Source organism: Paenibacillus tritici (genome assembly GCF_013204885.1).
Taxonomy (GTDB): domain Bacteria; phylum Bacillota; class Bacilli; order Paenibacillales; family Paenibacillaceae; genus Paenibacillus_AQ; species Paenibacillus_AQ tritici.
The window spans coordinates 1-14,675 of record NZ_JABMKX010000006.1 but is presented as its reverse complement, the minus strand read 5'-3'; the positions used below and the strand labels follow the sequence as shown (position 1 = coordinate 14,675).

17 protein-coding genes are annotated in these 14,675 nt (G+C 53.8%); 4 read left to right on the top strand and 13 right to left on the bottom strand.

The window, feature by feature from the left end; translation table 11 throughout:
* Nucleotides 1-6 precede the first annotated feature (6 nt).
* The 3 genes from HQN87_RS11685 to HQN87_RS11675 all read right to left on the bottom strand — a co-directional run bounded on the left by HQN87_RS11685 (nucleotide 7) and on the right by HQN87_RS11675 (nucleotide 3,021).
* Nucleotides 7-903, bottom strand: a complete 897-nt coding sequence (locus tag HQN87_RS11685; RefSeq protein ID WP_173133656.1) for a sigma-70 family RNA polymerase sigma factor — start codon at nucleotides 901-903, stop codon at nucleotides 7-9.
* Between the two features lie 96 nt (nucleotides 904-999).
* A complete protein-coding gene (locus HQN87_RS11680; protein WP_173132641.1) occupies nucleotides 1,000-1,446 on the bottom strand; it encodes a carboxymuconolactone decarboxylase family protein in 447 nt (148 codons plus the stop codon).
* A 120-nt stretch (nucleotides 1,447-1,566) separates the two neighbouring features.
* A complete protein-coding gene (locus HQN87_RS11675; protein WP_173132638.1) occupies nucleotides 1,567-3,021 on the bottom strand; it encodes an MFS transporter in 1,455 nt (484 codons plus the stop codon).
* Nucleotides 3,022-3,189: 168 nt separating this feature from the next.
* Here HQN87_RS11675 and HQN87_RS11670 point away from each other — a divergent pair, with 168 nt between their 5' ends.
* Nucleotides 3,190-3,633, top strand: coding sequence for a MarR family winged helix-turn-helix transcriptional regulator (locus tag HQN87_RS11670; RefSeq protein ID WP_173132635.1), 444 nt, complete (start codon nucleotides 3,190-3,192; stop codon nucleotides 3,631-3,633).
* 78 nt (nucleotides 3,634-3,711) lie between these two features.
* Here HQN87_RS11670 and HQN87_RS11665 read toward each other — a convergent pair whose 3' ends face one another.
* The 3 genes from HQN87_RS11665 to HQN87_RS11660 form a co-directional block, all read right to left on the bottom strand.
* Nucleotides 3,712-5,259 carry a response regulator transcription factor gene (locus HQN87_RS11665; RefSeq protein ID WP_173132632.1) on the bottom strand — a complete coding sequence of 516 codons (1,548 nt, stop codon included), beginning with the start codon at nucleotides 5,257-5,259 and terminating at the stop codon, nucleotides 3,712-3,714.
* Complete coding sequence (locus tag HQN87_RS32715; RefSeq protein ID WP_301953174.1) at nucleotides 5,252-5,386, bottom strand: hypothetical protein; 135 nt, start codon at nucleotides 5,384-5,386, stop codon at nucleotides 5,252-5,254. The genes HQN87_RS11665 and HQN87_RS32715 overlap by 8 nt, the downstream gene beginning before the upstream one ends.
* A gap of 490 nt (nucleotides 5,387-5,876) precedes the next feature.
* A complete protein-coding gene (locus HQN87_RS11660; protein ID WP_173132628.1) occupies nucleotides 5,877-6,203 on the bottom strand; it encodes a hypothetical protein in 327 nt (108 codons plus the stop codon).
* A 117-nt stretch (nucleotides 6,204-6,320) separates the two neighbouring features.
* Between HQN87_RS11660 and HQN87_RS11655 the strand changes: the two genes are divergently transcribed.
* A complete protein-coding gene (locus tag HQN87_RS11655) occupies nucleotides 6,321-6,947 on the top strand; it encodes a GyrI-like domain-containing protein (protein WP_173132625.1) in 627 nt (208 codons plus the stop codon).
* Here HQN87_RS11655 and HQN87_RS11650 read toward each other — a convergent pair.
* From HQN87_RS11650 to HQN87_RS11630, 5 genes are all read right to left on the bottom strand, one after another.
* Entirely contained in the window at nucleotides 6,944-7,621 is a 678-nt protein-coding gene (locus tag HQN87_RS11650) for a JHBP domain-containing protein (RefSeq protein WP_173132622.1), read from the bottom strand. The genes HQN87_RS11655 and HQN87_RS11650 overlap by 4 nt on opposite strands.
* The gene (locus HQN87_RS11645; RefSeq protein ID WP_173132619.1) at nucleotides 7,618-8,298 is read right to left on the bottom strand and encodes a hypothetical protein; all 681 of its coding nucleotides are present in this window, start codon (nucleotides 8,296-8,298) and stop codon (nucleotides 7,618-7,620) included. The genes HQN87_RS11650 and HQN87_RS11645 overlap by 4 nt, the downstream gene beginning before the upstream one ends.
* Before the next feature lie 54 nt (nucleotides 8,299-8,352).
* A complete protein-coding gene (locus tag HQN87_RS11640; RefSeq protein ID WP_173132616.1) occupies nucleotides 8,353-8,982 on the bottom strand; it encodes a DUF4004 family protein in 630 nt (209 codons plus the stop codon).
* Nucleotides 8,983-9,147: 165 nt separating this feature from the next.
* Complete coding sequence (locus tag HQN87_RS11635; RefSeq protein ID WP_173132613.1) at nucleotides 9,148-10,479, bottom strand: vWA domain-containing protein; 1,332 nt, start codon at nucleotides 10,477-10,479, stop codon at nucleotides 9,148-9,150.
* Between the two features lie 205 nt (nucleotides 10,480-10,684).
* Complete coding sequence (locus HQN87_RS11630) at nucleotides 10,685-11,299, bottom strand: 50S ribosomal protein L25 (protein WP_173132610.1); 615 nt, start codon at nucleotides 11,297-11,299, stop codon at nucleotides 10,685-10,687.
* A gap of 393 nt (nucleotides 11,300-11,692) precedes the next feature.
* Here HQN87_RS11630 and HQN87_RS11625 point away from each other — a divergent pair, with 393 nt between their 5' ends.
* Both HQN87_RS11625 and HQN87_RS11620 read left to right on the top strand, forming a co-directional pair.
* The gene (locus HQN87_RS11625) at nucleotides 11,693-11,968 is read left to right on the top strand and encodes a GNAT family N-acetyltransferase (RefSeq protein ID WP_173132607.1); all 276 of its coding nucleotides are present in this window, start codon (nucleotides 11,693-11,695) and stop codon (nucleotides 11,966-11,968) included.
* 12 nt (nucleotides 11,969-11,980) lie between these two features.
* A complete protein-coding gene (locus tag HQN87_RS11620; protein WP_173132604.1) occupies nucleotides 11,981-12,838 on the top strand; it encodes a GNAT family N-acetyltransferase in 858 nt (285 codons plus the stop codon).
* A 104-nt stretch (nucleotides 12,839-12,942) separates the two neighbouring features.
* Here HQN87_RS11620 and HQN87_RS11615 read toward each other — a convergent pair whose 3' ends face one another.
* Nucleotides 12,943-13,725 carry a hypothetical protein gene (locus HQN87_RS11615; RefSeq protein WP_173132601.1) on the bottom strand — a complete coding sequence of 261 codons (783 nt, stop codon included), beginning with the start codon at nucleotides 13,723-13,725 and terminating at the stop codon, nucleotides 12,943-12,945.
* 2 nt (nucleotides 13,726-13,727) lie between these two features.
* Entirely contained in the window at nucleotides 13,728-14,180 is a 453-nt protein-coding gene (locus HQN87_RS11610) for a flavodoxin (protein WP_173132598.1), read from the bottom strand.
* Nucleotides 14,181-14,675 lie beyond the last annotated feature (495 nt).

The following is a 14,675-nucleotide window of genomic DNA, read 5'->3' as shown; positions in this document are numbered from 1 at the left end:
CGGGAATCAGCTCTGCGGAAGCTCCGGCGGCATCGTAATACGGGACAGCTTGGCCGGGTCCATCAGCAGATAGAGATTCTGAATCGACTCTCCGCTGCGGTCGGCACTCAGGCAGAGTGCAGCCCTGACCTCGCCCTGAACGGTGAAGATCAGAGCGGGCTCGCCATTCAGCATCCCATAGGAATGCTTCCACTCACGTAAATAATGCATTACCCGGCGCGAGGTCAGCAGCGCAGTAACCCCCCGGCGGCCGGTCATCGGCCGGAGAATCGTATGCACTTCCCGTCCTCCGCCGTCGGCTACAAGGACCGGATGCTCGCCGAGCAGCTCCAGCATGCCGCCCACATCATAGGCAGTGAACGCGGCAGTGAAGCGCACCAGCAGATTCTCGGTGACGGTTCCATATCCGGGCGAGGGGAACCGGGAAGACGGCTCTGTCTGGAGGATACGCTTCGCCCGGCTGAAGATCTGCCGGCAGTTGCTCTCCGACTTGCCTACCATTCCGGCAATCGCTTCATAGTCGTACTGGAACGCTTCCCGGAGTACAAATACCGCCCGCTCCGTTGGCGAGAGCCGCTCCAGCAGCACCAGGAAGGCATACGACAGGCTGTCGTTGCGCTCAGCCGCCGCTTCCGGGCCATCGTACCCTTCGCTTACCGGCTCCGGCAGCCACTCTCCGATGTAAGTCTCCCTCCGGCTGCGTGCAGAGTTCAGCATATTGAGGCAGCGGTTGGTTACCCCTTTGGCTACATAGGCTTTGATATTCTGGATTCCGCTCCGGTCCCGGTGCTGCAGCTCGGCGAACATATCCTGCACAGCATCCTCCGCATCTGCAACCACACCCAGCATCCGGTAGGCAATGGAGAAAGCATACCCTTTATAGCTCTGGTACAGCTCCTCCATATCCGAATTCTCCGCAATGGGAGTGTCAGCCTGAGTATAGATTTGGCCTCTGTCAACCACACGCAGCCCTCCTTCAAGATTATCCTGATTCCTAGCTTAGCCGAAGCAGCCCGGGAACATTCCGGTAGTTATGGCAATCCGGTTCCAGCTGTTGATGGTGTTGATCGCCATAATCCAGTCCACCAGCTCTTCTTCGCTGAAATGCGTAAGCATCTTATGATACAGCTCCTGCGGAACGCCTACCTGGCTGATCCGGGTGACATGCTCGGCGAATTCCAGCAGCACGCGTTCCTTCTCACTGAACAACGGGGCTTCACGCCAGACACTCAGCAGCAGAATATGGTCGGCATAGTTCCCCAGCTTCAGCAGATCCTTGGCATGCATATCCAGACAGAACGCGCAGCCGTTGATCTGTGAGACACGGATTTTGACCAGTTCATATAATACCTTATCCTTGCTGCGGCTTCCTGAATGCTGCTCCAGCGCCATCATGGCCCGGAATGCCGGGTCGTTAACCTCACGATAATTCATTCTTAGACTCACATCAATCGCCTCCATTATTGTTCTTCATCACTGTAGACAAGATGCGGGCGGAATATGTGACAGCCATCTCGCAAAAAAAAGCAGGCTTGCGAATATCCGCACTCCTGCTCCGTAATTCACTTATACGCCCAAGCTCTTGGCCCTGCGCGAGGAGAACAGCCGCCAGCCGGTGAGCAGCGCCGATAACAGGCAGATACCGGAGGAGGTCATGAACACTACATGCATCCCTGAGAGGAACAGCTCCGGGCGTCCTTCAACCAGTCCGGTCACCCGGTAGCCGGCCTTGCTGCTCATAACCTGGAACAGAATGGAGGTGGCTACGGTAATCCCGACAACCATCCCCACATTGCGGACCAGCGAATTCACACTGCCGGCAGAGCCGAGCTGAGTACGAGGCACAGTGGACATGATCAGCGAGTTGTTCGGCGAGCCGAACATCCCGCTGCCGATACCGAGCATGGCGATCCAGATCCCGACCAGCACTACCGCACTGCCTTCATGCAGCCGGGCCAGTCCGAACTGGGCAATGACCATAACCATCAGCCCGGCGAAGGTGAGCAGCTCCGAACCAATCTTGTCGGACAGCGCCCCGCTGAGCGGAGCGACAATCACCATGCAGATCGGGTACAGCATGAGCAGGAAGCCCGCGCCATAGGGAGACATGTTCAGCATATTCTGCGCATAGAACGGAGCGATAATATTGAAGCAGAAGTTCGAGACAAATACCAGGAACGCACAGAATATACTCAGCGAGAACAATGGATTCTTGAACAGGGTAAGCTGAAGCAGCGGCTGGCGGCTGCGCAGCTCCACGATCAGGAATACGATAAAGGTAACCGCCGCCGCCAGCAGAGAAGCTAGAATCCGGTAGTCCCCATACCCAAGCTGCTGTCCGAGCAGCAGTCCGGCGAACAGAGAAAGGACGAAGACTGCAAACAGCAGGCTCCCGGGGAGATCAATCCTTGACTTGATATGTACCAGATCCTTCGGCAGCACCTTCCAGCCCAGCATAATCGCCAGGATTCCGATCGGAACGTTCACCCAGAAAATATACTCCCAGCCCATCGAAGAGACAATAATTCCGCCAAGGCTCGGGCCCGCTATACTGCCGAGGGACACGAAGGTCCCGATCAGGCCAAGTGCCTTGCCGCGTTCGGTGGACGGGAAGATATCCGTAACAATGCCCTGGCTGTTCGCCATCGTCATCGAAGCGCCGACCGCCTGAACCACCCGTGAAGCAATAAGCAGCGGCAGGCTGTGGCTGAACCCGCACAACAGCGAGCCTATGGTGAAGATCACCATGCCCAGCTTGAATATCCGGATTTTCCCGGCGATGTCGCCCAGCTTCCCGAAGAACAGGATGACCGAACAGATCGCCATCAGATATCCGGTAGTCACCCACTCCACCTGGGCTACGGGCAGCCCCATCTGTCTCACCAGCACAGGCAGTGCGATATTAACAATACTTCCGTCCAGCGTGGACATAAAAGTAAACAAATTAAGCACGATCAGGATCATCCAGCGCTTCTTCTGTATCCCGGCATCCTCCTGGTAGGTCGCCTCCATGCTGCTCATCAACAAACACCCTCTTGTATCCATTTGAATATAGTTGCACACGCAACGAACTAACTCTTCACAGTGTACTGCAAATTAGTTGCGTGCGCAACAAAATTAAGGTAACATCTGAGGCAGACCGTGTTCCTCTGAACAGAACACCGTTATTCTCTCAGCGAGGTGTCCATTGTGACTTCCAATAAAGAACCTATCGGCAAGCTGATCTCCCATCTGCACCGCCAGAATCAAAAAATACTGGCCAAGGAGCTTCAGCCTTACGGCATCGGCAGCGGGGGCCAGCATAGCTTCCTTAAGCTGGTTCTGAATCATCCGGGGATTACCCAGGATCAGATGACCAGTCTGATTAAATGTGATAAAGCTACAACCGCCCGTTCCGTCAAGCTGCTGGAGGAATCGGGATATATCGAACGCCGGACCGATCCGAACGACCGCCGCTCCTTCCTGCTGTACCCGACTGTCCGGGCGCTCGAATTCGCCCCGGTGTTCCAGGCGCTGCTGGATGAGTTCAATCATCAGCTCGCTATGGGGCTAACCGGGGACGAGCTGGATACGCTGATTGACCTGCTCCACAAGGTGACACGCAACTCAGAGAGGCTGAACGGGCAGAACTGACGGCAGGGCAACCCCAGCAGAGCAACGCTTCTCCCGTCTTCCGGGGAACCGATACTGCTTCCCAGACTGACGATACAGTCATAGCCTCCCCGGATTTCTTCGAACTTCATCTGCGCTCCCCCTTACCTGATTTCTATATAAAATGCCGCCGGTAAGAAAAAGGTTTCGCTGTTCGAAAGGAATGTGTTGCTCAGGCTCCGGTTCACCGCTCCCCCGCGTCCCTTCTGCACGGTATTCGCTCGGCAGCTTGCCGACATGTTCCCGGAACAGCTTGCTGAAATACCGGTCATCCCCGAAGCCGGATTGGCAGGCAATTTCACATACAGGTACATGGGTCTCCAGCAGCAGAGACTTGGCCAGCTCCAGCCGCATTCCCCGCAGGCTCTCCCCGAAGGACTCTCCTGCGAAGCGGGCGAAACACCGGCTGAAGTAACCCCGGCTCATATGGATGGCAGCGGCAACATCGCCCTGAGTGATTTTATTACCGGCATGGCTCTTCATATAACGAACAGCCGTAATCAGGCAGAGCAGCACCTCTTTGCTCATGCCAAGCTCAATCATCCGCTGCTGGACATGCGCTGAGAACTGGCGCAGCCAGCTTGTCCAGTGCCGCCAGCTCCGGTTGCTCTCCGCAGCAAGCTTCAGCTGCTGTGCTTCCTCCGGCGTAAGCAGCTGTCTGCTCCAGCAGTGCAGCAGCTCCCGCCCGAATTCCGCAACCGCCTCCTGATCCGGCTGCTGTGACAGAACCTCACCGGTGAAGAGCTCCCATTCTCTCCGCTCCAGTGTCCAGCGGAGATTCAACGCCTTCACCAGTGCCAATGAAGATCCGCCGCCGTTCTCAGACAGCCGTTGCTGCTGCTTCATGGCGAGCGCCTGCAATTCACCATAATGCAGCCTGGTGAGCGCCTGGCCGCCCGTATCATAGAACAGCGCCAGCAGGACCGACTGTTCCAGGACAGCGGCGATCTCCTTCAGCGGCTGATCGCACACTCCCTCCAGCAGCGCCGTTGCCCAGCTTGTCCCAAGGAGTGCTGCCTGCTCCCTGCCTGTTCTCTCCACATCCATACGGACAAGCAGCGGGGACAGCCACATGTCCGGCATCGTGTGGAGCGTCGAGCTCTTCACCAGAGGCAGAGCGAGTAGCTGCTCTTCGTTCAGATCCGGCATGAGCGGCACATAGAGCAGCGCCTTGTCCACAGTCATGACCTTTTGCTCCAAGCCTGCTAATACGCCCCGGTTCCCGTCCTCCCACTTGATCCGCTCCACCAGCCTGCGGATCGTTTCATCGGCGTTCTCCGCCTCCAGCAGCGTTTTGACAATATAATCAACCGCTCCCAGCCGCAGCGCCTCCTGAACATAATCGAATTCATGGTGGCGGGTAAGCACCACGCAGCGGACGGCAGGATACTGCAGCCGCACCTGGCGGATCAGCTCGAACCCGGTCATGCCCGGCATCGAAATATCCACGAACAACAGATCTGTCTCCTGCTTACGCAGCAGATCCAGTGCCGCATTGCCGTCTCCGGCCTCCCCGGTAATCACCATCCCGAAGGACGCCCAGTCAATCAGCGAGATGAAGCCCTTGCGCACCAGCCGCTCATTATCTACGACTACAGCCCTAATCATCGAAGTCCTCCTTTCTTTTGATGATGATAATAATGGAAACTGCGGTTCCGCCATACGAATAATCCGGGTTTACCTTCCGCAGCGGCCCATAGATCCGCCTCCAGATCGTAGTCCGCTGCGACTTCACCTCAGGCGGGAGCCTGGCGGCTTTTTTCCAGTCCTACAACCGCATCTCATCTCCGTATGGAAGCGTTTCAATATATAGGCATAATACCATATTTTCCTTTTTTATGTAATTAAAATGAAAGGGCGCTCTGCCACACGCCTCCCTCCGCATTACCATGCTATTCCACGCGCTTATATACTCTTTCCCACTTTACTTCACTCTTCTATACTTTTCCACGACGAGGCCCGCCCCGGTTTAGGTGTACAGTTAACATGGCACATCCGGGTTTTCGTTGTCTTTTAACTGTACCAGATACATTTATTTGCCGGAGTATCGGCCTCTCCTGATGATCCAGCGCTTGTATCGCAAAAAAAGAGCTGCACTTACCGGCATTCTTGCTGTCCGGTAAACAACTCTTCTGAACTCGACTATATCTGCACTATAATTAACTGTAGAAACAAAAACTTTTCTTGTGTCAATGAGGTTTTTTTATTTCAGTGATCCAAAAAATTCAATTTTCAGATGCCTTCATTTCTCTTTTCACATAAAAATAACTAAACAAATAAAATACCAATATGCAAATTAGAAGTCTAATCGTTCCTTCTCCATAATAGGTAAAATAAAACAATACGGGTAAGCTCCAGACAGTCGAAACAATAATTAATAATAATTTATTCTTTAACGTGGCATATAAAGCGAGTACAGAAGGAATGAGAAACATTAAAACAATAATAAGGTACTGCATCTTGCCTGTGTCAGGATAAAATAAAAAATAACCGCTACTGGCTATTCCAATCATTGCTCCTATGGCACCAATACCATTTCCTACCCTCATCATTTTCTCCTCCCTAAATTATACTCACTCGCCAATGTACAACCCCCAACCTGACATACCCCTGTCCAGTTCACATGATACTCTGGAAGAAGCAGAATACTACAAACAGAGGTGAGCCGAATGAAAGTCGAATGGAGAAAACAGGACAAAGCATTATACCTTCCCGCTGCCGAACCGGGGCTGATCCAAGTGCCCGCTTATCCTTATTTCATGCTGCGGGGTGAAGGCAATCCTAATCACAGCGCCTACGCTGAAGCGGTCGGTGTGCTCTACTCGTTGTCCTATGCAGTCAAGATGCTGCCGAGAAAAGGACCCGCGCCGGAAGGTTATTACGATTATACCGTCTTCCCGCTGGAGGGAGTGTGGGATCTCAGTGAGGCCGGACGGAAGAAGGCTGTCCTCGATAAAGACGAGCTGGTCTACAACATAATGATCCGGCAGCCGGACTTCGTCACCCCGGAGCTTGCCGCAGCAGTTCTGGAGCAGGTCAAGCGCAGCAAGCCGCATCCGCTGCTGGAGAAGGCCGTCTTCGCAGCTATCGAAGACGGCCTCTGTGTTCAAATGCTGCATATCGGCCCCTATGACGATGAACCGCACAGCTTCGCCAGAATGGAGCAATTCTGTACGGACCAGGGGCTGCTGCGGGAATCTCACCTTCACCGCGAAATCTATATTTCGGATGTCCGCCGTACCCGGCCGGAGAAGCTGAAGACCGTCCTCCGGTTCAAGGCAATCCGGCCGCATTAACGCTGCAATTGCACCGGGTTCCGAACCGTAGAACTTTTATGAATCTCTAACAGGTCCCGGTATTCCACCGTATCAATCCCGCAGCCGGGTCCGATGATGACGCTCCCGCCCCGGACAGTCTGTGCCTGCGTATGCTGAAGTTCTATCTGATCCCCTTCGATCAGCCGGGCCGCAAAGCTCATGTTCTTCGCCTGCCCGGGCTTCAGCAAGGCTCCAGTCCGGCTGCGTTTGATGGAAATACTGCCGCCGCCGACCGTATCTGCTCTACAGGGGCCAAATAACGCCAGGTCGAGCTTCTCCGCATTTAATAATCCGCTCACCTCAATGACTCCGGTAAGCTGCAGCTGCTCAGCTTCGCAATCCCCGGTAACCTTAATTCCTCCGGTTAACTTAACATCCTCAATCCGCAGCCCGCCGCCTGCTGTAAGCTGACCTTGTCCGCGCAGGCTGGCTGCGTCTACCCGCCCTTTCACCTCACACTCTCCGGTCATCTTGATCTGCTGCACCACCAGGTTCCCTTTGACCCTAACCTCTCCGGTCTGGTTCAGCTTCAGGCAATCCACATCCCCGGTGAACGTACATTCTCCCGTCACTTTGACATCCTTGAAGGTTCCGCCTGCTGAGCTGGATGTCCCCAGTATCTTCAGATCATTGCGTAGTATAGCTGGATTCACCGTTTCTCCTCCTTCCCCACATGAGCACCGGGATGCACTGTCAATTCACCTGTATATTCCACCCGGCCGATGGTGCAGCCTTCCCCGATAATGACCGTACCGCCCCGCACCACTTCCGCATTCGTGTATTCCAGATCGAGCGTATCCCCTTCGATGACCTTCGCCTGCAGCCCGATTTTGAACTTGGGAACCATCCCGCCTAACAGCCTGCCCCAGGCCGCATTGCCTTTTTTGCGGATGACCAGGCTCTCCACGCCTATCTCACCGGCCTCTGACAGACCATGTAGTCCGAATTCAATCACCCCCGCACTGAGCAGGCCTCCCACGTGGAATACACCTTCGCCGATCAGCTCCTCCACCTCACAATTGCCCTTCAGCTTCAGCATTCCGTCCATTTCACAACGCTCTCCCCGCAGACCGCCTTCTCCGCTGAGTACCCCATTCAGCTTCATTACACCAACCTTGAGATTCCCCTTCAGATTAAGATTTCCGTTCATCTCTATCTCTTCCGCGGCAAGGTCGCCATTCAGCTTCATTACGCCGTCACATTTGCAGGTATGTGCGCTTAGTGCCCCGTTAATCCTGCTTACACCGTTAATATTCACCTGGTTATATCTGCCTCCGGCCGCCGTGTTCACTCCATCCATCAACAGATCCGGCAGTTTGTGCTTCTCCATGGTCCATCCTCCCCGATTGTACTGACCGATCATTCCCGCAGATCCTGCCTGCCTCTAGCTGAGGCGCCCTTTCAATTGCTCCGCCAGATCGGCAGAACTAAGCCTGCTCACCAGCCGTACCCCCTCATCGAAGGCCAACCCGGCTCCGGGCAGCGCCATCATGAAGAAGCTAACCCCCATCTTCCGCACAAAAAACAGCTCCCAGCCCTTCTCCCCATATCCCGGTGCATGAGCTTCAAGCGTCTGATAGAGCCGGTCTGCTTCCTCCCAATTCAGTTCCCCCTTGCTGAGCAGCCAATCTGCGGCGAATAGATTAAGGATCTGCTCGAAGGTAAGCTGTATCTCGGCGATCTCCGGTCTCCCGAACCGTTCCAGGCTGATTGACGAAACAATGTTACGTTCTCTTAATTGGGATAAGGTCAGTCCTACCCTGTATAAGGATGCAGGCTCTGACAGCTTCCCCGCCAGTTCATCCAGTGAAAGATCATCCTTCTTCTGCAAAATATGCTGCACCCGCCCCAAAATCCGCGCACGGGGAAAAAAGGTCTCTTGTCCCGTAAAGGTAGATTTGCGGATGAACCATTCTTCAGGAATCAGCTGCTTCCGCTTCCAGCGGTATAATTGTCCGTATGAGATGCCGGTCTCATCCAGCAGCTCCTTCTTGGAGATTAAATCGTCTTCCATATCACCACTCCTTGCGATCATCGTAACATAACACTGTTACGTTGTAAACTGACAACTGTATTGGATCATTTAAGCCTGTGCTGCATTAAGAACAAGGGCAGACCCCAGACATGGCCATCTGTTCCACGGCTGTCCGGGTCTGCCCTTATTTCTGCAAGCTATGCTTTATGAACGTACAACGCCCTTCTGCCGGGCTTCGCGCAGCCATTTGGGATACTCGTTGAACAGGCGGTCATACAGCTCCTCATCGCTGACTTCATCCAGATCATCCAGCGCAAAGAAGTCGGCATTGTCCACATACCGGCCCCGCAGGTCGTCAAGCTCACGAAGTACGCCATAATCAGCGTTGCCCAAACCGACAAACTGCCAGAAGATATTGTGCTTCGAGCTCTGGACCAGCAGCTTGGAGATTTTGGGCGTCTCATAGATTCCCCCATCACTGAAGAACACAACATATACCGGCAGGTCGCCAGGCTCCTCCTTCGTATATTTCTTGATCAGATCCGCCATGACCACCGGCTCATTATTCCCGATGCCAAGCCCCCCGAACATCTTCGGTCCAGGGTAGGTATTCTTCACATAGTCCTCATATCCGTGTTCATTCACGCTCGGCATTCTCTTACTCTTGGTCGCGAAGAACCATACATCCAGCATGCCGTCATCATCCATACTTGCAGCCACCGCCAGCACCCGTTCAAAAGCCCGCTGTACTACTCCCCGTGAATACAACGCCGACATGGAGCCTGAGGCATCGAACACTACCGCCACCCTTGCCTTCTCCTGGTCCAGGTTCTTCTTGCGCAGCGAGATTCCCACCTGCTTCTTCAGCAGATCAATCTTCGTCAAATTCAGTGCAGGCTTCGGAGCAGCCTCCTGGGCCTGGCCCTCCGAAGGTCCGCTATATGTAGCAGCAGCTTCCGTATGTCCCTGCACAGAAAGGGCCTCTGCCCCGCTGCCATTGTCAGGTGCTTCGTCTTCCACCTCCACTCCATGAGCTTCAGCCAGCGGCTTCAGGCCGCCATGAAAGCCCCGTCCGACTGCTCTCAGCTTGAAGCCCCCGCCGTGGCGGTACAGCTCTGCCAGCACCAGTGAGGTCTCGGCGTTGCCTTCCACAATCTCATACACCAGCTCCGTATCCTTACCCGCCGCGCTGATTCGGCAGCCCCTGACATCGGCAAAGGTTCCGGGCCCGTCAAGCGTAGCCGCGAAGACGCATTTATCAATAGGCGAGTCCAGCAGCGCCCGCAGATCAATGGCGAACTCCCCGCTGTACTTGTCGATGGAATTGAACACCACCATCCGCTTCGGATCGGCAGGCTGATTATAGAATATAAAGTAGTCATCGGCAGCAACCTTTCCGTTCTCCCCCACCATGAAACAGCTGATATCCAGAATAGCCGGAGAACTGCTGCAGGATATCTTCACTGTGGCCTGAACGGAGGCCTCGTCCAGCTTGGCGTTCGAACCGCTCACCAGCTTAATGATATTCGGATTCATGATTGCACTCTCCTAATCTCTTATATTGGAACACCTGGATTCACCAGATTCCCGCTCTGCAAAAAGAGCAGACAATTCCCTGATAAGGATATGTCTGCTCCTGGTTAGTAGGTCCTATGGCTCGCTGCATAGCCGTTATTCACTGGCTGTCTGCACGAGTTCTCCGCTTGCACATGAGATCACCGGATGCTACTGAAGAACGGTATTATTCTTCCGTCTTCGCGGCTTCGGCAGCTCCATCTCCTGCTGGTGAGGCTGTATCCTGATCAGCTGGCTCTTCCGTTACAAGCGGAGGTGAGATCCGCACAATCAGCGTATCTTCAGGGGTTAGAATCTCCCAGCCTTCATGCTTCGGCAGGTCGGACACCAGCAATTGATCACCGATATCGAGGCCGCTGATATCTACTTCCATGCTCGCTTCCAGCTTGTCCGGCAAGGTCCGGATATCCAGCTCATACAGCTCCACCTGCTGCACGCCGCCGCTCTTGACGCCGACAGGATCACCTGTGAAGTGGAAGGCTACCTTGGTATCCAGATCAGCCTTCATGTCAATCTGCTGCAAATCTACATGAAGCAGATTGCGGTTCAAGGGCTGGCGCTGCACTTCCTGAATTACCGCATTCTTGATACCTGAACCCGGGAACTCCACCTTCAGGATCGCACGCGGATTTTTGCTCAGAATCTCATTCAATGTTTTGGCATCTGCTGAAAAGGACTGGGTATCTGAACCTGCACCGTATACTACGACCGGTACAAAACCTTTGCTGCGCTGGGAAGACGTCGAGCCGGATCTTTCTGTCAAGCGTACTGTGGTATTCATGATATTTCCTCCTAATAGTTTTTTAGCGATACGCCGTTCATCAGTAAGCAGGATAGCTGCCCCGAAGGCGTATGCCAAGTAGTGTCAGCATAGCTGCAATGATGGTTCTTCGTCTGCAACACTCAATGCTCAGCCTTTAACAAAAACAAGACCAATTAGATGTCTTAAGTCTAATCAGTCTCTTATTAACCATATTTGCCTGCTGTGGAATCAGTATAGCACTGGGAAGTATGCAAGTCAAAATAGGCTATTCTTCAAATGAGACCCATATTTAATATGTATTTTGCTGTGTATATACAGCATTAGTCCCCCTCAGAGGTTCTGCCATTTCTCGCTTTTTGCCGGACAGGGTAGTAAAATAAAACCAACATACCAAGAATGGAGTGAAGATACATGGAACAGATTGCTAAGGGAGAAGGACGTTTTTATATCGCTGGTGACGGGAAGGACCTGGCCGAGATTACATACAGAACGGACAAGACTACGGGTGATCTTGTAATTGACCATACCTTTGTCTCCGAAGATCTGCGCGGTCAGGGTGCGGGAGAGAAGCTTGTGCGGGCGGTCGTTGACCTGGCCCGTGAACAGAAAGTCAGAATTGTACCGGAGTGCCCGTATGCGGCGCATCAATTCGAGAAGCATGAAGAATACCGGGACTTGCTGACATAGGAGGAAGAAAGGTTGACTAAGATTGATACATTGAAGCAGATAGAAGAGCTGCAGCAGCGCTGCGAGCAATACGAAGGAATCTCGCTTAAGCTGAACTGGGATATGCTCCGGCAGCCGGGGGAATCAAGCGGTGCGGAGTGGCTGGTGACCTATGAGGAGGATCTGCTGGTCGGATTCATCGGTCTGTATGGCATCGGCGGTGACATGGAAGTATGCGGTATGGTCCGGCCGGGCTACCGCCGCCGGGGCATCTTCAGCTCCCTTTGGGAGCAGGCCCAGGCCGTTATCCGGCGCGGCAGGATGAAGACACTGCTGCTGAACACGCCTGCGGCTTCAGCCTCAGGTACTGCTTACCTGAAGACCTTGCCGCTGGAATTCAGCCATGCGGAATATCAGATGAAATGGGATGGCGCAGGCAGGAAGCTTACAGCCTCGGAAGCCAGCTCAGCCTCCGGTAATGTGCTGCTCCGGCCTGCACGCCCTGACGAGACTCCAATACTTGTAGCCTTCGACTGCGACGGGTTCGATATGACAGAGGAAGACGCTGCTGAAATGTACGCACAGCATGAACTGGAGGGCTCCCAGGAGCATATTATCATTGAGTGGAACGGACAGCCCGCCGGCAAAATGCGCCTGTGGTCCGAGGACAACGAAACCTGGATTTACGGGTTTACCGTGGATAAGAACCTGCGTGGCCTCGGGATCGGCCGGAGTGCCCTGCAGCAGACGATTGAGCGGGAGCAGCGGAATTATAACGGGATCAACCTTGAGGTTGCTTTGGATAACCCCAATGCGCTGAAGCTCTACGAGAGCTGCGGATTCGTCATTCAGGGCCAGCAGGATTACTACTCCTTTCCTTTGAACACGTAGAACGGGCGAACTTCCGGAAGCGGAATTAACAAAAAGCATCTCTCCACGGTCCAATGACTCTGGAGGAGATGCTTTTCTTGTCGTCTGGAATCTGAATTATTCATCTACATCAGCCCGTATCCGCGGACAATGGATTCATCCCGCTCATTGCGGCGGTTGCCGTATTTCATGCAGCCTTCCGCATACTCTTCACGTTCCAGGAATACAGACAGCAGTCGCACATAATCGAGCGATTGCCTTAGCGGGATACCCGCCCCGTCAAACAAATGCCTGCGTCTATCCAGCAGCGAATAGATTCCGATGGTCTCTGCCGGTTCCCCGTAAGCCTCATGGCAGAACACGTTAGCCATATGCAGAAATCCGGTGATCACTTCTTCGTTCCCGTGCACCATGAATTTCTGGATATTCAGGCTGCGTCCCTTCTGCTCCGAGTTCCAGGCCAGCTGAAAAATCACCGCCAGCTCAATATCAAGCTCCCTGACAGGAACATGCCACTGTTCAAACCGCATCACCGGAATCTCTTCCGTATGATTGGCGGCCACGATCCGCATCAGCTCATCGGCAACCGCTTGTTTGACATCCCAATAGTGCATCAGGGAAGGGAAAGCGCTGCCCTTCGGCGGCCAGCGCCGCTCCAGCAGAAATTGGACGGGAGTCTCCCGGCGTACCTCGGGCTGCAGACTATAGAAGTCATTCAACGTATGTCCGATTGCATACTGGACCTGCTGTCTCCAGCGGGGAAGCCCCGTAGGCGGGACTCCTCCGCTAGCGCTAACCTCCGCTCCGCCCAGCATGATATGCTCCATGCGGAAATCATTCAGACGCCTGTACCGGCCAGCCTTAGCATCCGGCTTCTGTCCTGTGATGGTTCCTGCCTCCGCACCCATCCTTAAGAGACCGCCGCGCAGGTCGCGATGAATTGCCGTCCGAAGCTGCGGCAAGCCTCTTTCTCTGCTGCATTCGGGCCATATTCAATCTTCAGGCTGGGCTGCACAATCTCGGCCCCGCGTTCCTTCAGCTTCGCTTCAATCTGATCCACCGCTCCGCAGTAGATCGCATAACCGGTGTCTCCGCTCCCGAAGGCAGCCGCCTTATAGGAACCGAGATCCAGCTCATCCAGCTCTTCATAGAAATCGAGGAATTCATCCGGCAGCTCGCCGTCTCCCCATGTATAAGCACCCAGCAGCACAGCTTCATATGCTTTTATCTCATCCGCATTGCAGTCAGTGACCGATTTCAGTACAGCCTCTCCGCCAGCCTCACGTATGCCTTCCACGATCAGCTCAGCGATTTCCTCCGTATTGCCTGTCAAGCTGGCATATGCCACTAGCACCTTAGCCATCACTCTATCCTCCCAGGGTAAATATGAAATTTATTCTGTATAAGCCGCAGTTAAGTGTTGAACTTGAAGCTTCGTCGTCACTGCGGTGAACAGAGTTTCTTATATAACCCCATTCTATTTGATAATGATTATCATTGTCAACATAATAAAGACTGCTCCTGCCGGAAATTTAGGCATACTAGTACAGCGTCAGATTTAAAAAGGCGGATGGTGCTCTATAATGCCTGAAGGAGTACAGGAGTGGAGGTCTCCCCTTCAAGTGGTATTTCCAGATGAAGATGGGAGTTGTTCATTCGGGCGTTTGGCAAGGCGTAACGGACTGAGACGCGCTTATTTCGAAGGAGAGTCACGAATTGGGCAAGTTGCGGACACCATGGACCTTTGTCAAGAAAGTAGACGCTCACGCAACGGATTTTTCAGTACATTGCTTAGCAAAACGGATGGGTGAAAGATACCCTAGCGCGCCGTGCATTCGCTTACGGTTATAGTAAAATT